This is a genomic window from Pseudomonas paraveronii, assembly GCF_963681955.1.
GTDB lineage: Bacteria > Pseudomonadota > Gammaproteobacteria > Pseudomonadales > Pseudomonadaceae > Aquipseudomonas > Aquipseudomonas paraveronii.
This window is the reverse complement of sequence record NZ_OY817130.1, coordinates 3,958,868-3,983,118: the sequence shown is the minus strand read 5'-3', so window position 1 is coordinate 3,983,118 and position 24,251 is coordinate 3,958,868. Positions and strand designations below refer to the sequence as shown.

20 protein-coding genes are annotated in these 24,251 nt (G+C 62.6%); 6 read left to right on the top strand and 14 right to left on the bottom strand.

Annotation, left to right across the window (positions count from 1 at the left end; translation table 11 throughout):
• Nucleotides 1-16: 16 nt before the first annotated feature.
• Nucleotides 17-1,456, bottom strand: a complete 1,440-nt coding sequence (hydA, locus tag U5A08_RS18190) for a dihydropyrimidinase (protein WP_321847846.1) — start codon at nt 1,454-1,456, stop codon at nt 17-19.
• A gap of 612 nt (nt 1,457-2,068) precedes the next feature.
• Here hydA and U5A08_RS18185 point away from each other — a divergent pair.
• Together U5A08_RS18185 and U5A08_RS18180 are read left to right on the top strand one after the other, a co-directional pair.
• Nucleotides 2,069-3,556, top strand: a complete 1,488-nt coding sequence (locus tag U5A08_RS18185; RefSeq protein ID WP_253396941.1) for an NCS1 family nucleobase:cation symporter-1 — start codon at nt 2,069-2,071, stop codon at nt 3,554-3,556.
• A 50-nt stretch (nt 3,557-3,606) separates the two neighbouring features.
• The gene (locus tag U5A08_RS18180) at nt 3,607-4,890 is read left to right on the top strand and encodes a Zn-dependent hydrolase (RefSeq protein WP_253396940.1); all 1,284 of its coding nucleotides are present in this window, start codon (nt 3,607-3,609) and stop codon (nt 4,888-4,890) included.
• A 248-nt stretch (nt 4,891-5,138) separates the two neighbouring features.
• Here U5A08_RS18180 and U5A08_RS18175 read toward each other — a convergent pair whose 3' ends face one another.
• The 4 genes from U5A08_RS18175 to U5A08_RS18160 all read right to left on the bottom strand — a co-directional run bounded on the left by U5A08_RS18175 (nt 5,139) and on the right by U5A08_RS18160 (nt 11,945).
• The gene (locus U5A08_RS18175; protein WP_321847844.1) at nt 5,139-5,597 is read right to left on the bottom strand and encodes an REP-associated tyrosine transposase; all 459 of its coding nucleotides are present in this window, start codon (nt 5,595-5,597) and stop codon (nt 5,139-5,141) included.
• 565 nt (nt 5,598-6,162) lie between these two features.
• Entirely contained in the window at nt 6,163-7,581 is a 1,419-nt protein-coding gene (locus tag U5A08_RS18170; RefSeq protein ID WP_321847842.1) for an efflux transporter outer membrane subunit, read from the bottom strand.
• Nucleotides 7,565-8,734 carry an efflux RND transporter periplasmic adaptor subunit gene (locus U5A08_RS18165; protein WP_321847839.1) on the bottom strand — a complete coding sequence of 390 codons (1,170 nt, stop codon included), beginning with the start codon at nt 8,732-8,734 and terminating at the stop codon, nt 7,565-7,567. The genes U5A08_RS18170 and U5A08_RS18165 overlap by 17 nt, the downstream gene beginning before the upstream one ends.
• A complete protein-coding gene (locus U5A08_RS18160) occupies nt 8,724-11,945 on the bottom strand; it encodes an efflux RND transporter permease subunit (protein ID WP_321847837.1) in 3,222 nt (1,073 codons plus the stop codon). The genes U5A08_RS18165 and U5A08_RS18160 overlap by 11 nt, the downstream gene beginning before the upstream one ends.
• 209 nt (nt 11,946-12,154) lie before the next feature.
• Between U5A08_RS18160 and U5A08_RS18155 the strand changes: the two genes are divergently transcribed.
• A complete protein-coding gene (locus U5A08_RS18155; RefSeq protein ID WP_321847835.1) occupies nt 12,155-12,565 on the top strand; it encodes a PA0061/PA0062 family lipoprotein in 411 nt (136 codons plus the stop codon).
• Here U5A08_RS18155 and U5A08_RS18150 read toward each other — a convergent pair.
• A complete protein-coding gene (locus U5A08_RS18150; protein ID WP_247406322.1) occupies nt 12,562-12,723 on the bottom strand; it encodes a hypothetical protein in 162 nt (53 codons plus the stop codon). The genes U5A08_RS18155 and U5A08_RS18150 overlap by 4 nt on opposite strands.
• A 211-nt stretch (nt 12,724-12,934) precedes the next feature.
• Between U5A08_RS18150 and U5A08_RS18145 the strand changes: the two genes are divergently transcribed.
• Entirely contained in the window at nt 12,935-13,597 is a 663-nt protein-coding gene (locus U5A08_RS18145; protein ID WP_321847831.1) for a peptidase C39 family protein, read from the top strand.
• A 43-nt stretch (nt 13,598-13,640) separates the two neighbouring features.
• Here U5A08_RS18145 and U5A08_RS18140 read toward each other — a convergent pair whose 3' ends face one another.
• The 5 genes from U5A08_RS18140 to U5A08_RS18120 form a co-directional block, all read right to left on the bottom strand.
• Nucleotides 13,641-14,342 carry a VIT1/CCC1 transporter family protein gene (locus U5A08_RS18140; protein WP_253396925.1) on the bottom strand — a complete coding sequence of 234 codons (702 nt, stop codon included), beginning with the start codon at nt 14,340-14,342 and terminating at the stop codon, nt 13,641-13,643.
• A gap of 13 nt (nt 14,343-14,355) precedes the next feature.
• Nucleotides 14,356-15,351 (bottom strand): FAD:protein FMN transferase, encoded by a 996-nt coding sequence (locus U5A08_RS18135; protein WP_321847828.1) that lies wholly within the window; start codon nt 15,349-15,351, stop codon nt 14,356-14,358.
• On the bottom strand, nt 15,335-17,515 hold the full coding sequence (locus U5A08_RS18130) for a PepSY domain-containing protein (protein ID WP_321847826.1): 2,181 nt from the start codon (nt 17,513-17,515) through the stop codon (nt 15,335-15,337). The genes U5A08_RS18135 and U5A08_RS18130 overlap by 17 nt, the downstream gene beginning before the upstream one ends.
• 25 nt (nt 17,516-17,540) lie before the next feature.
• Nucleotides 17,541-18,011, bottom strand: coding sequence for a DUF2271 domain-containing protein (locus U5A08_RS18125; protein ID WP_321852249.1), 471 nt, complete (start codon nt 18,009-18,011; stop codon nt 17,541-17,543).
• Nucleotides 18,012-18,094: 83 nt separating this feature from the next.
• Entirely contained in the window at nt 18,095-18,418 is a 324-nt protein-coding gene (locus U5A08_RS18120) for a PepSY domain-containing protein (protein WP_321847824.1), read from the bottom strand.
• 131 nt (nt 18,419-18,549) lie between these two features.
• On the opposite strand from U5A08_RS18120, the gene U5A08_RS18115 reads away from it, so the two are divergent.
• Together U5A08_RS18115 and U5A08_RS18110 are read left to right on the top strand one after the other, a co-directional pair.
• A complete protein-coding gene (locus U5A08_RS18115) occupies nt 18,550-19,209 on the top strand; it encodes a response regulator transcription factor (protein WP_247398675.1) in 660 nt (219 codons plus the stop codon).
• Nucleotides 19,206-20,540: a sensor histidine kinase gene (locus tag U5A08_RS18110; RefSeq protein WP_253396918.1), complete on the top strand. Its 1,335-nt coding sequence runs from the start codon at nt 19,206-19,208 to the stop codon at nt 20,538-20,540. Before U5A08_RS18115 ends, U5A08_RS18110 begins: the two co-directional genes overlap by 4 nt.
• Nucleotides 20,541-20,570: 30 nt before the next feature.
• On the opposite strand, the gene U5A08_RS18105 is transcribed toward U5A08_RS18110, so the two are convergent.
• The 3 genes from U5A08_RS18105 to pbpG form a co-directional block, all read right to left on the bottom strand.
• Nucleotides 20,571-22,658: a TonB-dependent receptor gene (locus tag U5A08_RS18105; RefSeq protein WP_321847820.1), complete on the bottom strand. Its 2,088-nt coding sequence runs from the start codon at nt 22,656-22,658 to the stop codon at nt 20,571-20,573.
• A 95-nt stretch (nt 22,659-22,753) separates the two neighbouring features.
• Nucleotides 22,754-23,143: a DUF2946 domain-containing protein gene (locus U5A08_RS18100; protein WP_321847818.1), complete on the bottom strand. Its 390-nt coding sequence runs from the start codon at nt 23,141-23,143 to the stop codon at nt 22,754-22,756.
• Nucleotides 23,144-23,313: 170 nt separating this feature from the next.
• Nucleotides 23,314-24,237, bottom strand: a complete 924-nt coding sequence (pbpG, locus tag U5A08_RS18095) for a D-alanyl-D-alanine endopeptidase (protein ID WP_253396915.1) — start codon at nt 24,235-24,237, stop codon at nt 23,314-23,316.
• Nucleotides 24,238-24,251: the final 14 nt, after the last annotated feature.

Below are 24,251 nucleotides of genomic sequence, written 5' to 3'. Positions count from 1 at the left end.
GCCCCCGATAGCGCTCTCAGCGCTTCACAGCCACCGGCCTGGAACGCTCAGCCCGCTTGCTCAACTGCTCGAACACCGACGGATACGCCGGCCGTTCCACATAGCGCCCGGCACCCCGCTCGGCGCGCAGGTCGCCATCGGCCCAGACCAGCTTGCCCTGGCTGATGGTGTGGCTCGGCACGCCGCGCACGGTCTTGCCTTCGAAGATGTTGAAGTCGACGTTCTGGTGGTGGGTCTTGGCGGAAATCGTGCGCGTACCCTCGGGGTCCCACAGCACCAGGTCGGCATCGGCGCCGACGCGGATTGCGCCTTTGCGTGGGTAGAGGTTGAAGATCTTCGCGGTGTTGGTGGAGGTCAGCGCGACGAACGCCTGCATCGACAGGCGCCCGGTGTTGACCCCTTCGTCCCACAACAATGCCATGCGGTCTTCGATACCGGCGGTGCCGTTGGGAATCTTGCTGAAGTCGTCACGGCCGGCGGCTTTCTGCTCGGCGCAGAAGCAGCAGTGGTCGGTTGCGGTGGTGTGCAGGTTGCCGGATTGCAGGCCATGCCACAGCGCCTCTTGATGCCCGCGCGGGCGGAACGGTGGGCTCATCACGTAGCCGGCGGCGGTCTGCCAGTCGGGGTGGCGGTAGACGCTGTCGTCCAGCAGCAGGTGCCCGGCGAGCACTTCGCCGTACACCGCCTGGCCCTTGCCGCGAGCGTAGGTGATTTCATCCAGCGCCTCTTTGGTCGAGACGTGTACCAGGTACAGCGGCGTGCCGATGGTCTCGGCGATACGGATCGCACGGCTCGCCGCTTCACCTTCGACCTGGGACGGACGCGACAGCGGGTGCGCTTCCGGCCCGGTGATGCCCTGGGCCATCAGCTTGCGTTGCAGGTGATACACCAGCTCGCCGTTTTCTGCGTGCACGGTGGGCACCGCGCCCAGCTCCAGGCAGCGCTCGAAGCTGGCCACCAAGGTATCGTCGGCCGCCATGATCGCGTTCTTGTAGGCCATGAAATGCTTGAAGCTGTTGATGCCGTGGTGGCTGACCAGCTCGGCCATTTCCTCGCGCACCTGCTCGCTCCACCAGGTGATCGCCACGTGAAAGCCATAGTCGGCTGCCGACTTTTGCGCCCAGCCGCGCCATTGGTGAAAGGCTTCGAGCAAGGATTGCTGCGGGTTGGGAATCACAAAGTCGATGATCGAGGTGGTGCCCCCCGCCAGACCCGCTGCCGTGCCGCTGAAAAAATCCTCACTGGCCACGGTGCCCATGAAGGGCAGTTGCATATGGGTGTGCGGGTCGATGCCGCCGGGCATCAAGTATTGGCCGCTGCCATCGAGTACTTCGGTGCCAGCGGGAATGTCCAGGTCCGTGCCAATCGCGCGAATCAGACCGTCTGCGCATAAAACATCGGCGCGGTAACTTTCATCGTGGGTAATGATGGTGGCGCCACGGATCAACAGCGACATGTCGAGTTCCTCACAAGGCTTGACCGGCTTGACCGGCTTGTGCCAGTTCTAAGTGTTGTAGTTCTTTCCAGTGCAGGTTTTGTAAAACCTGTCATGGGTGACAGGAATAGAAACTAGCCGGTGTTTTTAGAATGAGCAAGAAGATTTTTCCTACGTCTATTTGTGTTTTAACTGGTTGAATTTAAACGATAAAAATTAATAATCACCAAAATGTAGCGAGCGCTCACCATTTTGACGCACTTGACAGGTTTTCAATGTGAGCAACATTTCTTATTGCAAATCAGGCGCTTGAGACTTGCCACTTGACGGCGGCGGCAAATAAAAATAATTGTGTTGCACCAGATTGAGTCCTGAACGTTCGGCCAACTTTCGCGTTATCCAGCCTGCGTCACGCGGCAAGTACCGCAGGATTAATCGGCGTTTGAAATAAAGCTGATAAACATCAGCGAGTTATATACGCGGTGCGGGGGCGGGTTGGGTTGTCGGCACGGTTATTGAGTGCAGTGGCGGCTGGCCGGACCCGTGATGTCATGTTGTTTACGAGGTACTCCGGCCACCTGCACCGACCTTGCAGGTGAGCAACAATAATTCGAAAAAAACCGTGGAGCGGCCATGCAACAGAACAGATCGCAAGTTATTGAACGCAACGGCCTGTACGAACTCGACGCCGGCCCCGACGTCCTCGACAGCCCTCGCTACAACCACGACATGGCACCGACCAAGGTGCATGAACGTACCTGGAACAAGTGGCACATCACCGCGCTGTGGGTCGGTATGTCGATCTGCGTGCCCACCTACACGTTGGGCGGGGTGCTCACCGCGTACTTCGGTTTGTCGGTGGGCGAGGCGCTGATGGCGATCCTCCTGGCCAATATCGTGGTGTTGATCCCGCTGACCCTCAACGCCTTCCCCGGCACCAAATACGGCATCCCGTTCCCGGTGTTGCTGCGTTCTTCGTTCGGCATTCTTGGCTCCAACGTGCCGTGTCTGATCCGGGCGCTGGTGGCGTGCGGCTGGTTCGGTATCCAGACGATGTTCGGCGGGTTGGCGATTCACCTGTTCCTGGGCTCGATTTTCGAGGGCTGGAAGGCCTTGGGCGGCACCGGTGAAGTGATCGGCTTCATGATCTTCTGGACCCTGAACCTGTGGGTGGTGCTGCGTGGCGCCGAGTCGATCAAGCGCCTGGAAACCCTGTCGGCACCGCTGCTGGTGGCGGTGGGCATTGGCCTGCTGGTGTGGGCGATGCCGAACGTGTCCCTCAGCGAGTTGATGGCGATCCCGCCCAAACGCCCCGAAGGTGCGAGCCTGACCGGTTACTTCATGGCTGGCCTGACCGCGATGGTGGGCTTCTGGGCCACCTTGTCGCTGAATATTCCCGACTTCAGCCGCTACGCCAAGAGCCAGAAGGACCAGATCCTCGGGCAGATTTTCGGCCTGCCGTTGACCATGTTCCTGTTCGCCGCCCTCGGCGTGATCATGACTGCGGCGTCGGTGAAACTGGTGGGCGTCAGCGTGTCCGACCCGGTGACGCTGATCGGGCATATCCAAAGCCCGGTGTGGGTCGCCGTGGCCATGGCGTTGATTATCGTCGCCACCTTGTCCACCAATACTGCGGCGAACATCGTGTCGCCCACCAACGACTTCCAGAACATCGCGCCCAAGCTGATCAACCGCACCACGGCGGTGATTCTGACCGGGTTGGTGGGGTTGGTGTTGATGGGGCACGAGCTGCTGAAAAAGCTCGGGCTGATCGTTTCCGACGTGAGCCTGGAGACTGTGTATTCCAACTGGTTGCTCGGCTATTCAAGCCTGCTGGGACCGATCGCCGGGATCATGGTGGTGGACTATTTCATCACGCGCAAACAGCAATTGGACCTGGCCGGTTTGTACCGTGACGACGTGTATCCGGCGTGGAACTGGAAAGGCTTTCTTGCGCTTGGCGTGCCGGTGGTGCTGACGTTGTTGTCGTTGGGCAGCGATGCGTTCAGCTGGTTCTACAGCTATGGCTGGTTTACCGGTTCGGCGTTGGGCGGCGTGTTGTATTACGGCCTGAATGCCAAGCGTGGTCTGAGTCCGGTGCCGGTCAAATCCCCGCTGTAACGGAAGTGGAATGCATTCCATTCATAAAAATGTAGCCTGAGGAGATCCCCATGAACGCTGCCCTGGACGTTCTGCAATCGACCCATCAGCACATCAACCGCGACCGTTTGTGGCAGTCGCTGATGGACCTGGCCAAACTCGGCGCCACTGCCAAGGGCGGCGTCTGCCGCCTGGCTCTCACCGACCTCGACCGCCAGGCCCGCGACCTCTTCGTGCAATGGTGCGAAGAGGCCGGGTGCAGCGTGACCGTCGACGGTATCGGCAACATTTTCGCCCGCCGGCCGGGGCGCAATCCCGACCTGCCGCCGGTGATGACCGGCAGCCATATCGACACCCAGCCCACCGGCGGCAAGTTCGATGGCTGCTTCGGCGTGTTGGCCGGTGTGGAAGTGCTGCGCACCCTCAACGACCTCAAGGTGCAAACCGAGGCGCCGCTGGAAGTGGTGGTGTGGACCAACGAAGAGGGTTCGCGCTTCCCGCCGTGCATGATGGGCTCGGGGGTGTTTGCCGAGAAATTCAGCCTCGCCGATACCCTCGCCAAGGTCGATGCGGAGGGCGTCAGCGTAGGCGACGCGCTGAATGCGATTGGCTACGCGGGGACGCGGGCGGAGAGTGGGCATAAAGTCGGCGCTTACTTCGAAGCGCATATCGAGCAGGGGCCGATTCTGGAGGACGAGAAAAAAACCATCGGCGTGGTGCTCGGTGCCCTCGGGCAAAAGTGGTTCGACTTGACACTGCGCGGCGTTGAAGCCCACGCGGGGCCGACGCCGATGCACCTGCGCAAGGACGCCCTGGTCGGCGCGGCCGCAGTGGTCGCGGCGGTGAATGCGGCGGCGTTGGGGCATCAGCCGCATGCGTGTGGCACTGTCGGTTGCTTGCAGGCTTATCCGGGCTCACGCAATGTCATCCCGGGTGAAGTGCGCATGACCCTGGACTTCCGTCACCTGGAACCGGCGCGATTGGATTCGATGATTGCCCAGGTGCGCCAGGTGATCGACGAGACCTGCGCCAAGCATGGATTGAGTTTTGAAATGGAACCCACCGCCGACTTCCCGCCGCTGTATTTCGACAAAGGCTGTGTGGACGCTGTGCGCGATGCCGCGAATGGGTTGGGGTTGTCGAACATGGACATCGTCAGCGGGGCAGGGCACGACGCGATCTTCGTCGCCGAACTCGGCCCGGCGGGGATGATCTTCGTGCCGTGCGAAGGTGGCATCAGCCACAACGAAATCGAAAACGCCGCACCGGATGACCTGGCGGCGGGGTGTGCGGTGTTGTTGCGGGCAATGGTGGCAGCCTCGGCCGCCATCGCCAGCGGTAAGTTGGCTGCCTGAAATGCGCTAAAAACTGGGGGAGGGGGCTTGCTCCCGATGGCGGTGTTCAATCAGATATGCATCGACTGACCCACAGCTATCGGGGGCAAGCCCCCTCCCACATGGGTTCTGCGGTGTTCATACATTGTGTGTCTGGCGCAGGGTCAATGTGGGAGGGGGCTTGCCCCCGATAGCAGTGGGTCAGCCAGCTCATCTGTAACTGACCCACCGCCATCGGGAGCAAGCCCCCTCCCACAGTTGAACTGCGTCTATACCCAAATGGCATCCCACAACGGGTAGTCGCCAATCCGGCTAACCAATCCCGCTCGCAATGGATTGGCCACCACATACCGGGCCATTTTCACCAGGTCGTCTTCCTTGCGCAGTGCGCGGTCATGGAAGCTTTCCTGCCAAAGCCGCCCCTTGCGTCCACTCGCACCGTTGACGCTCCGCGTGCTTTTGGACTTCACCTGGCGCATCAGGTCAGCCAGCGAGCCTTTTTTCAGTTCGAGCAGCCAATGGAAATGGTCCGGCATGATCACCCATGCCAGGGAGTGCGCCAGCCCTTGGTACTGAGCTAACCGAAACTGCCAGACCACCAAGCGACCGAGATGGAAATTCTTGAATATCGGGACGCGTTCGTCGGTGTTGGTGGTGATGAGGTAGATACGGTTGGGTTCGCTGAATCGGCCGATACGCAGGCGGTGTGAAGCGGGTAGGTCAGGCATTCCTTGGCCTCTTTCTGGGTGTGTTTTGAGAGGCTAGATGGGGGAGCGGCGGGTTGAAGGGCAGGCTTTTGGCAGGATGTGTCTGTACGCACGCTATCGGGGGCAAGCCCCCTCCCACATGGGCTTTGCGGTGTTCATACATTGTGTGTCTGGTTCAGGATCAGGGGGTGGGCTTGAACCCTCCCACATGGGCTCTGCGGTGTTCATACATTGTGTGTCTGGTTTAGGATCAGGGGGTGGGCTTGAACCCTCCCACATGGGCTCTGCGGTGTTCATACATTGTGTGTCTGGTTCAGGATCAGGGGGTGGGTTTGAACCCTCCCACATGGGCTCTGCGGTGTTCATACATTGTGTGTCTGGTTCAGGATCAGGGGGTGGGCTTGAACCCTCCCACATGGGCTCTGCGGTGTTCATACATGGTGTGCCTGACGCAGAATCAGTGTGGGAGGGGGCTTGCCCCCGATGAGGCCGGCCGAACCTGCACGCCTTCCCGCATCCGGCAAATCCCCAGCGCCATCACAGGCAAACCAGCCCTCACCTTCGAGCTGGTTTGCACAAACAAGTCTCAGGCGCCAGGTTGCCAGCCGCCGCCCAGCGCGGTGACCAGCCCCACACTCGCCTGCAACTGCCGTGTCTGCACCGTCTGCAAGGTCATTTGCGCCTGCAACGCCGCTGTCTGCGCGGTCACCACATCCAGATAACTCACCGCGCCGGCCTGGTAGCTGTTCATCGCCAACGCTTGCGTGTGCTGCGCCGCATCCGCCGCCGCTTGTTCATCCTGCGCCTCCTGCTGCAAATCCCTTAGCTGTGCCAGGTTGTCTTCCACCTCGCGCACGGCCTTCAATACCTGGCTGCGGTACTGCGCCGAGGCTTGTTCGAACTCGGCCTTGGCCTGGCGTTCGTTGGCGCTCAAGCGACCGCCATCGAAGATCGGCAAGTTCATCAGCGGCCCCAGCGCCCAATACCGATTGCCCGCCGACAGTAAATTCCCTACGCCTTGGGTCTGCCCGCCAATCAGCCCGGTCAGACTGAAATCCGGGTACCACGCGGCCTTGGCCACGCCGATATTCGCGTTGGCCGCAAACACCCGGCGCTCCGCTGCTGCAATATCCGGGCGACGTTGCAGCAGGTGGCTTGGCAGTTGCGACGGAATCCCCGGCAGGGCGATCAGTTGTTGGCTTGCCGGCAGTGTGAAGTCGCTGGCCGCCACGCCGACCAGTTCACCGATGGCATGTTCGGTGAGGTTGCGTTGCCCACGCACTTCATCCAGTTGCGCCTTGGCTTGGGCGAGCTGGTTTTGCGCGCGGGTCAGGTCCAGTTCCGACGCTATCTGGCCCTCGTAGCGGCTGCGGGTCAGTTGCAGGGCCTGGCTGAAATCCTCCAGCGAGTTGTTGAGAATCCGACTTTGCGCATCCAGCCCATTGAGCTGCACGTACAAGGTCGCCAACTGATGCTGCAAGCTCAAACGCGCCACCGCCAAATCGTCGCCCGACGCTTGCGCCTGCGCATCTCCCGCCGCCACCTGGTTGCGGATTTTGCCCCACAGGTCCAAATCGTAGCTCAACGAAAACCCCGCCGTGTTGCTGTTGTACACCGACGGCTGCGTGGTGCCGCGCAGCGGTCGCGAGTCCGATTGGCGCTGACGCAACGGCTGTGCGCTGGCTGTGATTTGCGGGAACAGCCCGGCATGCAATTGGCTGGCATATGCCTGGGACGCATCGAAGTGCGCCAGCGCTGCCGCCAGGTCCGGGTTGGCCTTGAGCAGTTGCTGTTGCAACTGATCCAGGCGCGGCTCGTGGTAGAGCGCCCACCACTGCGGCGCCAGTTGGTCGGACGGCTGCGCGCTGTGCCAAGGGCCGTCGCTGGTCTGTTCGCGGTAGTTGGCCGGCAGTTTGATCGCCGGCACGTTGTAGGTCGGTGCCAGCGAGCAACCTTGCAACGCCAGCAGCATCACCGCGGCAAGTGGTTTAAGCCTTGGGCGCATGGGCACCTCCGGAGGCGTCGGCCAGTTGCACGGGGTCGCCTTCGCGCAGGGCGTCGGGCGGGTTGTCGACCACGCGGTCGGCGGGTTTCAGGCCCTGGTCGATCACCAGGCGTTCGCCCAGATCCAGGCCGATATGGATGGCCCGCAGGTGCACGTGGTTTTGCGCATCCAGCACCGCAACCTGGGTGCCTTGGGCGCGGAAGATCAGCGCGCTGGCCGGGATGCTCACGCCATGGGTGTCCGCCGGGATCGGCAGGGTGGCTTCGGCGTAATCGCCGGGCAGCAACTCGCCGTTGGGGTTGTCGGCGACAAACTGCGCGAGCAGGGTGCCGGAGCGGCGGTCGATGGCGGTGGAGTCGCCGATCAGGTGCGCCTTGAAGTGCTCGCCGGGGTGCTCGGGAACGGTCAGCTCGGCTTCAAGCCCGGGGTGGATGACGGCCGCATAGTTCTGCGGCACCGGTACGTAGAGGCGCAATTGGTGGGTGTCGGCGATGCTGAACAGCTCCGGGTCGCTGTCGGTGTCGGCCTTGATCAACTGGCCGATGTCGGTGTTGCGCGCGGTGATGGTGCCGGCGAACGGTGCGCGCAGGGTCTTGTAGCTTTCCAACGCGGATAACCGTGCGTAGTCAGCGGCGGCCGCTTCGGCGTTGGCTTTGGCCGCTGCGGCGTTGGAGGTTTTTTCATCGGCCTCCTGGCGCGACACTGAATGGCTGGCCAGCAGGTTTTGCCAACGCGTCGCGGTGGTGGCGGCCAGTCGCGCATTGGCCTGTTGCTGCACCAGGCGCGCATGGGTTTGCGCCAGTTGTTGATCGAGATCGGGGCTGTCGATTTCGGCGAGGATTTGCCCGGCTTTGACCTGGCTGCCGATGTCGACTTTCCAGTCCTTCAAGTAGCCGCTGACCCGCGCATGGATCGGCGCCTTGCTCCAGGCTTCAAGGTGGGCGGGCAGGCGCAGGGTGTCGCCGGCCACATTCTGTTGCGGCTCAAACACCATCACCTGCGGCACGGCGGCGGTTTCGGTCCAGGCCGTGACGGATCGTTCGTGCATTGTGCGGGCGTACAGGCCGTTGGCGACCAGCAGGGCGGCCAGGGTCAGGCCGCCGACACCCATGAGCATCAGACGCTTGCGCGAGGGTTTGTGATCAGACGACATGGGGCGTTTCTCCAACAGTTGCGCGAGTAGGCTGACGACCGTGGACCAGGCTGAAGACCACGGGAACAAATAACAGGGTGGCGACGGTGGCGAGGATCAAACCACCGATTACGGCGCGGCCCAGCGGCGCGTTCTGCTCCTCGGACAAGGCCAGCGGCAGCATGCCGATGATCATCGCCAGGGCGGTCATGCACACCGGACGGAAGCGCGTGTAACCGGCTTCCAGCGCGGCCTTGAGCGCATCGCCATGTTCGGCCAGGCGTTCGCGGCAGAAGCTCACCACCAGGATCGAGTTGGCCGTGGCCACGCCCATGCACAGGATGGCGCCGGTCAACGCGGGCACCGACAACGACGTGCCGCTGAGGAACAGCATCCACACGATTCCCGCCAATGCCGCCGGCAGCGCGGTGATGATCACGAACGGGTCGACCCACGACTGGAAGTTGACCACGATCAGCAGGTAGATCAGCACCACCGCACCGAGCAGGCCGACGCTCAAACCGCTGAAGGCTTCATGCAGCGCATCGATCTGCCCATGCAGGCTGATCACTGAGCCCTTGGGGCGCATGGACGCGGTATCGTCCAGCACCTTTTGCACATCGCGCGCCACGCCGCCGAGGTCGCGGCCTTGCACGTTGGCGTAGAGGTCCAGGGTCGGTTCGATGTTGTAGTGGGTCACCACCGCCGGGCTTTGCACGCGGGAGATGCTGGCCACGCCGCCGAGGATTTGCGACTGGCCATCGGCACCGGTCACGGGCAGCGCTTCCAGCGCCGGCAAGCTGTCGAGGCGGTATTGCGGGGTGGCGGCGACGATGGAATAGGACACGCCGTTGGCCGGGTTGAGCCAGAAGGTCGGCGCCGTTTGCGAGCTGCCCGCGAGGGACGCGACCATGCTGTTGGTCACATCGCGCTCGGTGATGCCCAGGCCGTTGGCGCGCAGGCGGTCGACATTCACTTGCAGCGACGGGTAGCCGGTGGACTGCTGGATGCGCAGGTCGGCAATGCCCGGTACGTGTTGCAGGCGGCGTTCGAGTTCCACGGCGTAAGCACGGTTTTCTGCATCGCTGCGCCCGGAGATTTTCACGTCCAGTGGCGCCGGCGCGCCGAAGTTGAGGATCTGGCTGCTGATGTCCGCCGGCAGGAACGCGAAGTGGCTGCCGGGGAAACTTTGCGGCAGTGCTTCACGCAGTTTTTTCAGGTAATCGGCAGTCGGCGCGTGGTGCTGTTTCAGGCTGACCTGGATATCGCCGTCCTGCGGGCCGATGGTGCCGCTGCTGCTGTAGGCCATGTCGATGCCGCTCAGCGGAATGCCGATGTTGTCGACGATGGTGTCGAGTTCGTCGGCCGGGATCACTTCGCGTATCCGCGCCTCGATCCGGTCGAACGCCGCAGCGCTTTCCTCGATCCGTGTACCCAACGGCAACCGCACATGCAGCGCCAGCGCACCGGCGTCGGTGGCCGGGAAGAAGTCCTGGCCCAGGCTGGGCAGCAGCAGGAACGAGGCGAGCACGCAGGCCAAAAAGCCGACGATGAAGCGCTTGCGATTGCCCAGGGCCAACGTCAGCAGGCCATGGTAGGTGTCGCGGATATTCGAGAAGTGCCGCTCGAAACCCTGCTGGAAATTCAGCACCGACTGCAGCACGGCGTTGCGTGGCTTGGTGTGCTGCTCGCCTTCGTGATGGTTGATGAATGCATCTTCCGGGTGGTGGCCGGTGCCGGGTTCCGGCGTGTGCGGCTTGAGCAGGTACATCGCCAATGTCGGCACCAGGGTGCGCGAGAGGATGAACGAGCTGGCCATGGCAAAGATCACCGCCAGGGCCATCGGCCGGAACAGGTACCCGGCGATGCCTTGCAGCAAGAACATCGGCACGAACACGATGCAGATGCACAGCAGCGAAACGAACGCCGGGCCGACGATCTGCGCGGCGCCGTCGAGGATCGCGGTCTTCACCGCCTTGCCCTGTTCCAGGTGCCAGTTGATGTTTTCGATGGTCACCGTGGCGTCGTCCACCAGAATCCCCACCGCCAACGCCAGCCCGCCGAGGGTCATCACGTTGAGTGTCTGCCCGCTGACCGCCAGCAGCGCGATAGCCGCCAGCACCGCCAGCGGAATCGAGACGGCGATGATCAGCGTCGAGCGCCAACTGCCGAGGAACAGCAGGATCATCGCGCTGGTCAGCAGCGCGGCGATGATGCCTTCCTGGGCCACGCTGCCCACCGATTGTTTGACGAACACCGACGCATCGCCCAGCAACGAGGTCTTCAGCGACGGCGGCAGGGTTTCGTTGATGCGCGGCAGCATCTGGCGGATGCCGTCGATGATCGACAGGGTGGAGATGCTGCCGTTTTTCAGCGCTGGCATCAGCACCGCGCGGTGGCCGTCGACGCGCACGATGTTGGTCTGCGGCGGCGAACCGTCACGCACGTGGGCCACCTGGCCGATGGTGATCAAGGCGCCGTCGACGGTCTTGATCGGCAGGTCGTTGAGTTCATCGATGGCCTTGGGGCTGTTGTTGAGCAGGATCGTGTATTCGTTGGGGCCGAGCTTGGCGGTGCCGACCGGGATGATCTGGTTCTGCAACGCCAGCGCATTGCCCACGTCCTGGGCCGACAAGCCTTTGGCGGCCAGCGCCTGCGGGTCGAGGTCGAGGGTGATCTGGCGCTGCTTGCCGCCCATCGGCGTGGGCATGGCCAGGCCGGGCAGGGCGCTGAGGGGCAGGCGGATATTGTTCTGCACCAGGTCGCGGATCTTGGCTTCGGACAGGGTCGGGCTGGAGAACGCCATTTGCAGGATCGGCACCGTCGACGCGCTGTAGTTGAGGATCAGCGGCGGGGTGATGCCGGGGGGCATTTGCTTGAGCACGGTTTGTGACACCGCCGTCACTTGCGCGTTGGCCGTGCGGATGTCGACGCCGGGCTGGAAGAAAATCTTGACGATGCCCATGCCCGGCAGGGATTGCGATTCGATGTGTTCGATGTCGTTGACGGTGGTGCTCAGGGAGCGTTCATAGGTGTAGATCACCCGCCCGGCCATGGCGTCCGGCGACAGGCCGTTGTACTGCCAGACCACGGCGACGACAGGGATGCCGATATCGGGGAACACATCGGTGGGGGTTCGCAGGGCCGCCATCGGCCCGATGATGCAGATGAATATGGCCAACACGATAAACGTGTACGGCTTGTGCAGTGCGGTCTTTACCAGCCCGAGCATGCGTGAACCTCCGAGGGAGCAGGATTGCAAACCCCGGCAGTCTTGCCCGACCCACCTAACACGCACCTTTCAGCCAGGTGAAGGAAGATTTAGGTATGGGCTGAAGATCGTTTCATGTGTATTCATTTGTTCTACAAGGGGTGGCTCTCCAAGCTGGTGACCGATCGGACGCGATGCGTCTTTTGACTGATGTCCTTTGGAGTTCTGCCATGTCACTGAAGCCTTTATTGCTGATCCCCGCCTTGAGCGCTGTGTTGTTACTGTCGGCCTGCGCCGGCCCGATGCCCAAAGCCGACCCCAGCGAAGCCTGGATCGGATTGAAAGAAGAAGCGCCGAATGACCTGCTGGCCGAGCGTGTCGATGGCAAGCGCGTGGATGACGGGCGCTTTTTTGAAGTGTCGCCGGGGGACCATCGTTTGGATGTGACGTTGTTCGACGAGGAGCCAGGCGACGACAACCAGCGGGACTGCCAGGGCCGCGTGGAGTACAAGGACTTCAAGGCGGGCGAGCACTACACCTTGATCGAATCCAGCCTGGGCACCACCGTGCGCGCATCGCTCTTGGATGATCACGGCAAGGAAGTCGCGGCAACGCAGGACTTCAATTGCATGCCCGGCTAGGCGTGATGCACTGCCGCCGGGTGCGGCTTGGCGGATGCAGCCGGTTTGACGTGGGGGTGATGGTGCCGGCGGGTAATGCGCAACACCCCCCACAACATGGCGCCGGCGACCGCCAGCCAACCGCAGAACAACAGAAAAATCGTCGTTGCAAGGCTCATTCGGGCCTCCTTTCGCCCCGTAGGGGGCACACACAGTCTTCTCAATGGACAGTCTAGCCAACCGACGGTTACCTGCTATTGACCAATGGTCGTGTCGATCCAACTTCTTTGCTCTATCCCGGGCGTTTTACTGCGGTTCAAGGCTATACCCGGGCTGAAGAGCGTCCTATGATCAGGGCCTTTACCGGCAGTTGATCAAGAGAGTAAAAAATTGCGGTTACGGTCGAACGTTACAACCTCCTTGCTGCTGGCCTGCGCCCTTGGGCTCGCGGCCTGTTCCGGGCACCCGTCGAAGCTGGCGGGCTTGCCGGAGCGCGTCGAACTCAATGGTGTGCCGACGTTTCGCAGCGACGCCTATCAAAGCGGCCCTACGGCGTTAGCCAGCATGCTGTCGCAACAAGGCATTGTCATGACACCGGGTTTACTGGAAAAGCCGCTGCACTTGCCGGGCGGCGAGGCGAACCTTGAGCGCAACATGCAGGTGCTGGTCCGTGAATACGGGCTGATGGTGTATCCGCTCGACGCCAAGCTCACGTCGGTGTTGGCGCAGGTGTCCGCGGGGTACCCGGTGATGGCGCGGATCAGCGGGCGTTTTTGGTCTGAGCCGCGCTACGTGGTGGTCGTAGGGTTTAACCAGCGCAAAAGCACGGTGCTGTTGAGTTCGGGCATGGACCGGCGATTGTTGATGGACTTCAGTGATTTCGAGTCCGCCTGGAAAGGCGCCGGGCACTGGGCAATCGTCACCCAGCGCCCGAGCCAGTTGCCGGCCAATGTGGATGCACAGCGCTGGCGCGACGCGGCCAATGCTACCGCGCAGGCCGGGCAAGAGCAGGCCGCGGCGCAGGCGCTCAAGGTGTTGGCCGAAAGAAAGTAAAACACACCGCGCCCGCCACGCTGGGGGGCGGTGTGTTTTTGCACTACACCACGGCGCCGAACAATGCCCCCACGGCGGCTGTAATGCCCATGGCCAGCACGCCCCACAGGGTCACGCGCCAAGCGCCGACGATGACTTTCGCCCCGCCGGCCCTGGCCGCCACGGCGCCAAGACTGGCAAGAAACAGCAGGGACATGCCGGATATCCACGGCACAACGCTGTGCGCCGGCGCGATGACCGTCACCGCCAGCGGCAACGCGGCACCGACCACGAAACTCGCCGCCGAGGCCAGCGCCGCTTGCAGCGGTTTGGCGGTGAGGGCTGCGCTGATGCCCAGCTCGTCCCGCGCGTGTGCGCCCAAGGCGTCGTGTGCCATCAATTGGTCGGCGACCTGATGGGCCAATTCGGGTGATACGCCACGGTGCATGTAGATGTGCGCAAGTTCGCTGTGTTCGGCTTTGGGGTTGCTGGCCAGTTCGGCCCGTTCCCGTGCCAGGTCGGCCTGTTCGGTATCGGCCTGGGAATGCACGGAAACGTATTCACCGGCCGCCATGGACATCGCACCCGCCACCAGGCCGGCCATGCCGGTGACGATCAGTGAGGCGTGGCTGGCGTTGGCGGCGGCTACGCCGATCAACAGGCTGGCGGTGGAGACGATGCCGTCATTGGCCCCCAGGACCGCGGCGCGCAGCCAGCCGATACGGTCACTGCGGTGGGATTCGGTGTGCCGGTGCATGAATTTCATGGGTGTGCGGGACTCACGTCTGTGGGCGGGTTAGGGGCGGACGGCTTTCAATCTGCGCTTGCAGAATGCCGCCGACAATCGATATTTCTTTGAGTTGTTCACCCTGGCGCAGCACGAACAACGCGTCCATCCCGCGTGCCTGCGCCAGGCGTGGGCCTTCGATTTCGCCCAGCACCATCAACGCCGTGGCCCAGGCGTCGGCGAGCATGCATGAGGCTGCCACCACGGTGACGGACGCGATCGTATTGCACAGCGGAGCGCCGGTGGCCGGGTTCATGGTGTGGGCATAGTGGCGGCCCTTCACGTCAATCCAGTGTCGATAGTCGCCGGAGGTGGCGATGGCCGCGTCGCTGAGCTCCATGACCCCCAGCACTTCACGCTGGCCACGGCTCGGTTTTTCAATGGCCACGACCCACGGTTGAGCATCCGGCTTGACGCCGCGGGCACGCATCTCGCCATCGATGCCGACCAGATAGCGCGTGAGCCCAAAGCTGTCCAGGCAGCGCGCCAGTTCGTCGACGCCAAAGCCTTTGGCGATACCGTTGAGGTTGAGGTGCAGCGGCGCGCGTTTGCGCACTTGGTGGCGCTGGGCGTCCACCGTCAACGCCGCGTTGGCCGAGAGACCGCCGCGTGGCGGCAGGGTGTCGATGGTCTGTTCGGTGACTGACTGTGCGCCCGGACCGAAGCCCCAGGCGTCCACCAGATCACCCACGCCGATGTCAAAAGCCCCGCCGGATTGCTGGCTGACGCGCAGCGCGGCGGCCAACACGGTGGCCAGCTCTTTGGGCACCGCCAGCCATGTCTGCTCGGGGCCTGCGTTGAGGCGATTAAGGTCGGAATCGGCTTTCCAGGTGGACATCTGTTGGTCCACCCGGCCCACGGCCTGGGCCAGGCTGCGGTTGATCGCGGCGGTGTCGATGCCGGTTTCGGCATAGAACACGGCGGTGTAGCGCGTGCCCATGGTCTCGCCGTTCAGGCTGTAGCGTTGTGTCTCAGTAGACGTCTTCACGGTAGCGTCCTTGTGCTTTAAGGGTCAGCACACTCAGGTGGAGCGGGGCTAACACGTTATCCAGCGCTTGCATCACGCCTTTGGCCATCTCGCGGCTGCCGCACACCAATACTTGGGCGCCGTTTTCGATCAGGGCGCGCAACGTCAGGGCGTCGCTGGTCAGCCGGTCTTGCACGTAGCTGCGGTCCTGAACCTGGGAAAACGCCGGGCGTAATGCGGTCAGACGGTGGTCGGCGAGGTAGCGGTTGAGCTCTGGTTCATAGAGAAAGTCCGAGGCCGGGTTACGTCCGCCCCAATACAGGTGCATCGGGTGTTTGGCGGTGTTGTGGCGAATAAAACCGGCCAACGGCCCGATACCGGTGCCGGCACCGATCAGAATCACCGGGTGCGCGCCCGACGCCGGACGAAATTGTGGATTGGGCTGGATGAACGCTTCGACCGACCCGCCGATCTTCAGGTCATGCAGGAACCCCGAGCATAGGCCACCTTCGTGTTTGCGCACGCAGATTTCCAGCGTGCCGTCTGCAGAGGAACTGGCCAGCGAGTAAAAGCGCGGCACCGGATTGTCCGGCGCGAAGATGCCGACCAGGTCACCGGCCTGGAAACTCGGCAGCTTGCCCGCAGCCTTGAAGCGCAGGACGTGGGTCGGCGCGTTCACCGCTTCGCCATAGGCGATGCGCTCGGTCAACGCCAGTTGACGGGTGGGCGGGCGCTGGGCCGTATGGTTCAGCGGCAGGGCGTGGCCCAGGGGCGCCGCCAACGCGTTGCCCCAGCGCGCAAATTCCTGCGAGGATTGCCGGTTCACGGTCTCCAGCCCCAGCAATGGCGTGCCGCCGGCCTGCACCATCGTGTCCTGCACCTGATGGGCGTACTGACAGAACCGGGGAAACTGCCGGTCGCCAAACCCGAGTACCGCAAAGGGCAGGCCGGGTTTGAGGCCCACTTGCTTGAGGCGTTCCAGGAGCTGTGTGGCCGACGCGGGTGCATCGCCGTCGCCGTGGGTGGCGGTGAGGATGAACAGGCGCTGAGCATCGCGGTACGTGCCTTTCCATTCATTCATCGCGGCACTGTGAACCCGGTGCCCGGCCTGGTGCAGCGCCGCGTGCAAGGTATTGGCAAAGCCCCAGGTGCTGTTGTTTTCACTGCCCACCAGAATCACGCTGTCGGCTGAGTGGGCGGGGCTGTTATGGCGAATCTTCGGCGCGGCTTTGCGGCGGCGCCACCACAGCAGGATGCCGGTCACGCTCATCAACGGCACGCTGAGGGCGCTAACCCCGAGGATCAAGCCCAGCCACCAGAGGCCTTCGCCGGTGTGCAACTGATAGATCAATTGATAAAGGTTGTGCATTGAGTCGTGGGCCTGATACGACAACAGCGTGCCGCTGACCGGGTCCACGTAACCGTCACCCTGAGCTGTGCGCAGGGAAAATACGTCCTCGGGGTTGCCGGGGCTTGGGTAAACCAATTCGCGCAGGTCATTCAAATCGGTGGCCTGCAAGGCTTGCAGGTTGGCCACCGGCTGTGCCGCGCCGACGCTGATATGCGCGGGGAAGGCCGGCTCCGCCTGGCTGCCGTCGGCGATCAAACCGAAGGTCGTGGCGCACATGTACAGCCCAGTCAAGGCCGACAGCAGCAGCCCGAGCACGGCCAGGCGCCCGACTTCGGCGTGCCAGCGCTGGCTGAACGAGCCGCGCAGCGGCCGCAACAGGTTGCGCAGGCCACCCAGGCGGCGCGCCAGCAATAGCGCGCCGGACACGCAAAGCAGCAACATGACGAATGCGCCGACGCCCGCGATCCCATGCCCCGTTGTGCCCATGAACAGCGAGCGGTGCAGGTCTTTTACCCAGCGCGAAACGGCAGACGGCTCATAGGGTCCGAGGCCCTGGCCGGTGAGTGGGTCGATGGTTTGCGCACCGGCCTGGCCGTCCTGGTTGTAGTAGATGATCACGGTTCCGGAGGCGCTGCGCTGGATCTGCTCCACCCCCGGAAAGTGGTTGGCGATGTTCCCCGCCAACTGGCCGACAGTGAGCTGCCCGGCCGCGGTTGACGTGTTGTGCAGGCGTTCCAATGCCGGATTGACGGACAGTACTGCGCCGCTGATGGCCAATATCATGACCAGCAGGGCGGCGATCAGACCGGGCAGTGAATGGAACTGGCGAAGCATGTTCAGCCTCCAGAAGTTGCAGGTGTTACAGGTCGTAGGTAAAGGACTCGACATAGCCGTTGCCGCTGACCGGCTTGCCCGACCCGCCCGATGTCAGCGGGACACTGACGTCGGCACGGTTGTCGCGCTTGTCTTCCACGGCGCTGTCGATGCGGATCTGATACCCGGCGTCGATCAAGGTGTCGGCCAGTTCTACGTTGACGGTGAGGCTGCGGCCGCTGCCGACACTGGCACCGCTGAGGCCGTCAAACTCGCTCGGCTTCATGCCGCTGCCACGCGCCCAGTCGCTCAGGTGCCGGTAGTACTTGGCCTTCTTGCCGGCGACCCAAAGGGTTTTCTGGTACTGGCCGTTGGCGTCGGTGACATAAATCGCCAGGTAAGCGCCGTTGCCGCTGTAGTCCTTGAGTTGGGTGGTCAGGGTCACTTCGCGGGCCTGGGCCAGCCCCGGCAGGGCAATGGCGCCGGCGAGGCAAGTTGCAGCAATGATTTTTTTCATGAGGATGTCCTGGTTGAACGTTGTGGCGAGAGCCTGGACCTGCTGGCTGACAGCAACCTGAAAGCCGTGGAAAGACGCGATGATCATTCAGATCCCGGGCGGTTGAGGTAATCCCGGGCGTCGCCGTTGGCGCCGAAATGGATTTCCAGTTTGCGCAGACGAAGCGAGGCCGGTGCGTAGCTGGCTTCGATCGCATTACCTTTGCGGTCGGTGCCCTTGAGCTCGTAGCAGCCGTCGTCGACCTTGATGCGCTGCACGCTCCAGCCGTATTGCTGCTCCACTTGCTGGCGCAGGGTTTCGCGTGGCTGCCAGTCGCTGACCGGCTCGCTGCAGTCTTCATCGGCCACGGCGTACCCGCTGAGCAGGACGCTGAGCAATGTGGTGCTGACAATAAAAGCTGATTTCATGATCTGTCTCCGGCCGGATTGGCATTTGCGGCTTACCCTAAAGGTCATTCCTGACAACGAGCTGAATCTTCAGATTCGCGTCAGGAAAGGTGGGTAAGGTGCTGCACGACAACCATCACAGGAGGTGCCAGATGCGGGTTTTATTGGTCGAGGATGCACCCGGGCTGGGCGAGGCGGTGCGCGAACAGATTGCCGATGACGGCCACGCGGTCGATTGGGTGCAGCGACTGGACCATGCGAACAACAGCGTGCGCACCACGCCGTATGACCTGATCCTGCTCGACCTGATGCTGCCCGACGGGCGCGGGCTGGACTTTTTGCGCCAGCAGCGCTCGGCCGGCAACGTGACCCCGGTGATTATCCTCACCGCCCAGGACCAGATATCCGATCGCATCGCCGGCCTCAACGCCGGGGCCGACGACTACCTGGTCAAACCGTTCGACCTGTTCGAACTCTCGGCCCGGGTGGCCGCCGTGGCCCGGCGTTACAGCGGCAACCCCAACCCGCTGATCAAACTCGGCGACTTACAGATCGATATGAACGCGCGCACCGTGCAACGCGCCGGCATCACCGTCGACCTCACGGCGCGTGAATGGGCGTTGTTCGAGGCGTTTGTGCAGCGCCCTACGGCATTGCTGTCGAAGTCGCAGCTCGAAGAGCGCTTGTACGCTTTTGGCGCGGAAATCGAGAGCAACACCATCGAGGTCTACATCAGCCGCCTGCGCAAAAAACTCGGCCGCGACCTGGTGGAAACCGTGCGTGGCATGGGTTATCGGTTGATGGCCGTATGAAGTCGTCGATCAGCCTGCAAAAACGCCTTGGCCTGGGGTTGACCCTGGGCATGACCTTGCTCTGGCTGGGGGCGACTGTCGGGGCCTGGCTGGTGGTGCAACATGAATTGAACGAGGCGTTCGACAGCGCCCTGGAAGAGACGGCCCAACGCATCCTGCCCTTGGCCGTGTTGGAAATCAGCAACCGCGAGGAGCCGCGCGCGGCCCAGCACGTCGCCACCCTGAAGATGCACAAGGAACACCTGACGTACCTGGTACGCGATGCCCAGGGCCAGATTCTGATGCAGTCCCATGACGCCGATCCGAAGATTTTCAACGAACGGCCGAGTGAAGGGTTTTCCACCACGCAAAAGTACCGGCTGTATGGCGCGAGTGCGCTGCGCGACACCGTGTTCATTGAGATCGCCGAGCCGCTGGGGCATCGCCGTGAGGCGGCGCGGGAAGCCTTGCTGGCCTTGTTGGTGCCGTTATTGGCACTGATCCCCATCAGCCTGTTGGGCACTTGGCTGTTTGTGCGCCTCAGCCTGCGTAGCGTGTTGGCGTATCGCCGGGCCGTGGAAGCCCGTGGCGTGGGGGATTTGTCGCCGATCGGCGTGGCGCGGCTGCCGGCTGAAATCGAGCCGTTGGCCGATGCGGTCAACCACCTGCTGGAGCGCTTGCGCAAGGCCTTGGAGGCTGAGCGCAGCTTCACTGCCAACAGTGCCCACGAGTTGCGCACGCCGTTGGCGGCGACGTTGGCGCAGATCCAGCGCTTGCGCCAGGAAGCACCGGAAGGCCCGTTGCGCGTGCGTGCGGCGAAGATCGAAGACTCCCTGCGCGAACTGGCGCGGCTCTCGGAAAAACTCATGCAGTTGGCCAAGGCCGAGGGCGGCGGGCTGTTGTCCGAGGCGCCCCAGGACCTGATTCCATTACTGGCCCATGGGGTCGATGAGTGGAATCGCAGCAGTGGGCAGCGCATCCGGTTGCAGTTGCCAACCGAGGGCAGCGTGTATTGCGCGATTGACCCGGACGCGTTCGGCATCCTGCTGCGTAACTTGATCGAGAATGCGTTGAAGTACGGCGCGGCGGATCAACCGGTCGACGTCAGCCTCACGGACCAGGCACTGCTGCGGGTGGTCAACGGCGGACCGGCTGTGCCGGCGTCGGTGTTGCAGCGCCTGACCGAGCGTTTCGTGCGCGGCAGCAGCGAAGCCAGCGGTACAGGGCTGGGGCTGGCGATTGCCAAGACCATCGTCCACGGGGTCAAGGCGCGTATGACTCTGGCGTCGCCGGCGACAGGCAGGGAAGACGGGTTTGAAGTGAACGTTCAGTTTTTACGCTTGCCGACATGAACGTTCATCGAGCCCCGGCGACTGTGCCAATCAGAAGTCCACGGTGACGCCGGTATACAGCGCTCGCCCGTCGCCGGGTGAGTGCAGCGAGGCCTGGGCGCCGTCCGGGTCATACCAGACGTATTCGTAGTAGCGGTTGGTGAGGTTTTTCAACTGCAGGTCGACACTGACCGATTCAGTCACCTGGTACGTGGCGCCGAGGTTCATCAAGACGTAGCCGCCGTAAGTGCCCTTGGTGTTCTCGCGTTCCAGGTAGTAGTTGGTCTGGCCGTTCATCCACGCCGTCAACTGCAACGCACGCGTGGCCTTGTAGCTGACGCCGGCGTTGTACAGGTGATGCGGGATGTGGTCGATTTCCTGGCCTTTGCTGTTGGGCAAGCTCGAGCTCGGCTGGAGGATTTTCGAATACTGCCAGGAGTAGGCCATCCAGATGTCGGTGCGCTCGTTCGGGTGCAGGTTCAACTGTGCGTCATATCCCCAGCGCCGGGTTTCGCCGACGTTATCCGACTCGCCGCTCGGGTCGTTGAGCCGGCGACTGACTTCACCGCTGGCCTCTTGCTGCCAATAGGCGACGCGGCCATCGATCCAATCGGCCGGGGTGAACTTGATCCCGGTTTCCCAGCCTTCGTTGATCGACGGCGCCAGGTTGGTATCCCGCGGTGGAATCTTATAGGCCGCCGCGCCGGTGCCGACCTGGAAGGTACGCCCCCAGTTGGCGTAGACGCTGGCCACGTCCCACGGTGAATACACCACGCTGAGCTTGGGTTGTTTGATCAGCCCATAGTCGTTGATGTCGTAGTCCATGCCGGTCATTTCGTTGGTGAAGTTGCCCTGGATCTTATCGACGCGATACGCCGGGACGATTTTCAGCGACTCGAACGGCTTGATCTCGGCCTGGACGTAGGCGCCGTAGGTGTCAAAGTCGAATCGCTGGTCGCGGGTTTGCGCCAGACGCACGCGGTCCTTGGTGCGGTAGCGCTCGCTCTTGTTCTGTTGCTGCTGCATGTCCGCGCCGCCTTCCAGGGCGAAGTCGTACAGCCAGCTGACTTCCGGGCGCCAGGTCAGGGAGGTGAGGGCGCCGTACTGGGTTTCGTAGGCATCGCGCTCCTGCTGGGCGCTGGTGCGCCAGTACTGCGTCCAGCGCCGGTCGTCGAAGGTATTGACGTAGGTTTTTGCCGACCAGGCCAGCGTCTCGGCCAGGTCGGTGTCGAAGTGCACGCTGACCTGGTTCATCCGCCGCGTGCCTTTGTCGGAGGCGTTGTAGCTGTTGGTCATGGTCGGGTGCTGGTGGGCATCCTCTTCACTCAAGTAGCCGGGCTCCTGCGCCTCGGTTTCGTAGTGACGGGCGATCAGGCCGATGCGGTAGCTGTTGTCGTCCGGGGTGTAGAACCATTTGCCGGACATGGAAAACTTGTCCGCCTCGGCGTGATCGCGGTAACCGTCGGACTTCTGATAGGCGAAGAAGTAGTTCTGCGTCCAGTTGCTGCCTTCGATGCCCTTGGCCAGTTGCGTTTCCTGGGTGTTGTAACTGCCGTAGCGCACCCGAGCCTTGGTGTAGTCGCCGCCGGTGCGGGTCAGCATATTGACGTTGCCGGCGATGTTGTTCAGGCCGTAGCGCGCATCGCTGGTGCCGCGCACCACTTCGATGCTGTCCAGTTCCATCGGGAAAATCATGTCCATGAACGGCATGTTGCCGTCGTTGCTATTGCTTGGAATGCCGTCGATCAACAGCTTCACTGCGTTGACTTCGCCTTCGCCGTTAAAGCCGCGAAAGGAAATCTTGCCGGAGGTGGTGCCTTGGTTGAACTCGGTGAGGATCACCCCCGGCGCACGGCTGAACAGCTCCCAGCTGTAGTTGACCGGCATTTTTTCGAGGATGTCGGCGCCGAGCACATCCACCGAACTGAGCACGCTGCTGGTGCTCAGCGGGCCGCTGCTGGCGCTGGCGCCCTGGACCGTGACGGTGCCTAGGGTGAGGGTTGAGTCTTCGGTCTTGCCGGTTTCGGCGAGGGCCGAGGACAGCGGGTTGAGGGCGAACAGGCCGATGGACAGCAAGGGCCATAGCGGGCGGGACACAGAGACACGCTTTGCGCGAGGCAAAGTCATTCGAGCAGGCATAACGCACCATTCCTGATGATCAAGACACTTCGAGGACGCCCAGGCGGGCGGCTGACAAGCAGATCGCGCCGCCTGTGGGGCGGCGCCGGTGTCGATCAAGCGGTAGGGGAGGCGCGCGGGCTCAGGCTCGGCCAGCGGATTCTGGGGTGCAGCGTCGGCAACTCGGGGTTGTCGAGGGTGGTGTCCGGCGCATAGCGCGGTAGGAAATGTCGGTAGTAGTCGGATGGCAGCGCCGCCAGCCCTGCATGACCGCAGCAGCAATCGCTGTGTTTCATGGCGGTGTTTGACGGCGCCGTCTGGAGCGGGTCGATCAGCTTGCTCAAGTTGGACGGCAGCGCTTGCGAGGCGCCGCCCGAGCAGAATCCGCCCCACAGCAACAGTCCCATATCCGGCGTCTGCATGGCGCGGCTGAGCGGCATGGCCAGCATGTTCAGCACGACGGCCAGGCAGGCAATCCAGGGACTGATGCGTTTGAGACGAGTCATGAACGAAGTCGATTAAAAGGGGTGAACATTTAGCGGCAGTTCAGGCGCAAAGTAAAAGCCCGTTCGTGCGCTATTTTGCCGCAGACCAACCGTCTGTTTTTGTGTGGCGCATGCAGAAAAAACAATGCCCCGAACAGGTCGGGGCATTGGTCAGATGGGGGCGTTTGGGTTCAGCGACGAACTTCTGCGGTGTTCGGGCGGTTCTTCAGGTTCTTGTCGGCCTTGTAGCGCAACGCAACGTCCGGCACCGAACCGCCCTTGCCGGTCTCGACCCAGTTGCGAATACGGCTGGCGTCGGCGAAGTGGGTGAACTTGCCGAAGGCATCGAGGATCACCAGCGACACCGGGCGGTTACCCATGCTGGTCACCAGCACCAGGCAGTGGCCGGCCTGGTTGGTAAAGCCGGTCTTGGTCAGCTTGATATCCCAGTTGGCGCGATTGATCAGGTGGTCGGTGTTGGAGAAACCCAAGGTGTAGTTGGGCTTGCGGAACGCGACGGTCTTTTCCTTGGTGGTGCTCAATTGGCTCAGCATCGGGAATTTACGCGCGTAGGCCAGCAGCTTGCTCAGGTCCCTGGCGGTCGACACGTTATGGATCGACAGGCCGGTAGGCTCGACGTAATGGGTGCTGGTCATGCCCAGCGCCTTGGCCTTGGCGTTCATCGCCGCAATGAAGGCTGGGTAGCCGCCCGGGTAGTGGTGGGCCAGGCTGGCGGCGGCGCGGTTTTCCGAGGACATCAGGGCGATCAGCAACATCTCTTTGCGCGGCATTTGGCTGCCGATCTTCACTCGGGAGAACACGCCTTTCATTTCTGGCGTGTCGGTGATGTTGATGTCGATGTACTCGTCCATGTTTTGCTTGGCTTCCAGCACGATCAGGCCGGTCATGAGCTTGCTCACGGACGCAATGGGCACCACCACGTCCGGGTTGCTGGAATAGATGACTTTGTTGGTTTGCAGATCGACCAGCATGGCGCTGCCGGAAGCGATTTGCAGTTTTGAGGTGTCACGCGGGGCCAGGGTGGTTTCGGCGGCGTGCGCAAAGGTGCCGGTGAAAGCAAATAAAAGGCTGACGAGAGAGAGACGAATTTTCACGCGGATGAACTCGC

What these genes read in the sequence shown, in the direction of transcription:
- U5A08_RS18110 (WP_253396918.1), top strand. Translation starts at nt 19,206, where the DNA reads ATGAAGTCGTCGATCAGCCTGCAAAAACGCCTTGGCCTGGGGTTGACC.
- U5A08_RS18120 (WP_321847824.1), bottom strand. Translation starts at nt 18,418, where the DNA reads ATGAAATCAGCTTTTATTGTCAGCACCACATTGCTCAGCGTCCTGCTC.
- U5A08_RS18105 (WP_321847820.1), bottom strand. Translation starts at nt 22,658, where the DNA reads ATGCCTGCTCGAATGACTTTGCCTCGCGCAAAGCGTGTCTCTGTGTCC.
- U5A08_RS18130 (WP_321847826.1), bottom strand. Translation starts at nt 17,515, where the DNA reads ATGCTTCGCCAGTTCCATTCACTGCCCGGTCTGATCGCCGCCCTGCTG.
- U5A08_RS18140 (WP_253396925.1), bottom strand. Translation starts at nt 14,342, where the DNA reads ATGAAATTCATGCACCGGCACACCGAATCCCACCGCAGTGACCGTATC.
- U5A08_RS18115 (WP_247398675.1), top strand. Translation starts at nt 18,550, where the DNA reads ATGCGGGTTTTATTGGTCGAGGATGCACCCGGGCTGGGCGAGGCGGTG.
- U5A08_RS18160 (WP_321847837.1), bottom strand. Translation starts at nt 11,945, where the DNA reads ATGCTCGGGCTGGTAAAGACCGCACTGCACAAGCCGTACACGTTTATC.
- U5A08_RS18165 (WP_321847839.1), bottom strand. Translation starts at nt 8,734, where the DNA reads ATGTCGTCTGATCACAAACCCTCGCGCAAGCGTCTGATGCTCATGGGT.
- U5A08_RS18170 (WP_321847842.1), bottom strand. Translation starts at nt 7,581, where the DNA reads ATGCGCCCAAGGCTTAAACCACTTGCCGCGGTGATGCTGCTGGCGTTG.
- U5A08_RS18185 (WP_253396941.1), top strand. Translation starts at nt 2,069, where the DNA reads ATGCAACAGAACAGATCGCAAGTTATTGAACGCAACGGCCTGTACGAA.
- U5A08_RS18175 (WP_321847844.1), bottom strand. Translation starts at nt 5,597, where the DNA reads ATGCCTGACCTACCCGCTTCACACCGCCTGCGTATCGGCCGATTCAGC.
- U5A08_RS18125 (WP_321852249.1), bottom strand. Translation starts at nt 18,011, where the DNA reads ATGAAAAAAATCATTGCTGCAACTTGCCTCGCCGGCGCCATTGCCCTG.
- hydA (WP_321847846.1), bottom strand. Translation starts at nt 1,456, where the DNA reads ATGTCGCTGTTGATCCGTGGCGCCACCATCATTACCCACGATGAAAGT.
- U5A08_RS18180 (WP_253396940.1), top strand. Translation starts at nt 3,607, where the DNA reads ATGAACGCTGCCCTGGACGTTCTGCAATCGACCCATCAGCACATCAAC.
- U5A08_RS18150 (WP_247406322.1), bottom strand. Translation starts at nt 12,723, where the DNA reads ATGAGCCTTGCAACGACGATTTTTCTGTTGTTCTGCGGTTGGCTGGCG.
- U5A08_RS18100 (WP_321847818.1), bottom strand. Translation starts at nt 23,143, where the DNA reads ATGACTCGTCTCAAACGCATCAGTCCCTGGATTGCCTGCCTGGCCGTC.
- U5A08_RS18155 (WP_321847835.1), top strand. Translation starts at nt 12,155, where the DNA reads ATGTCACTGAAGCCTTTATTGCTGATCCCCGCCTTGAGCGCTGTGTTG.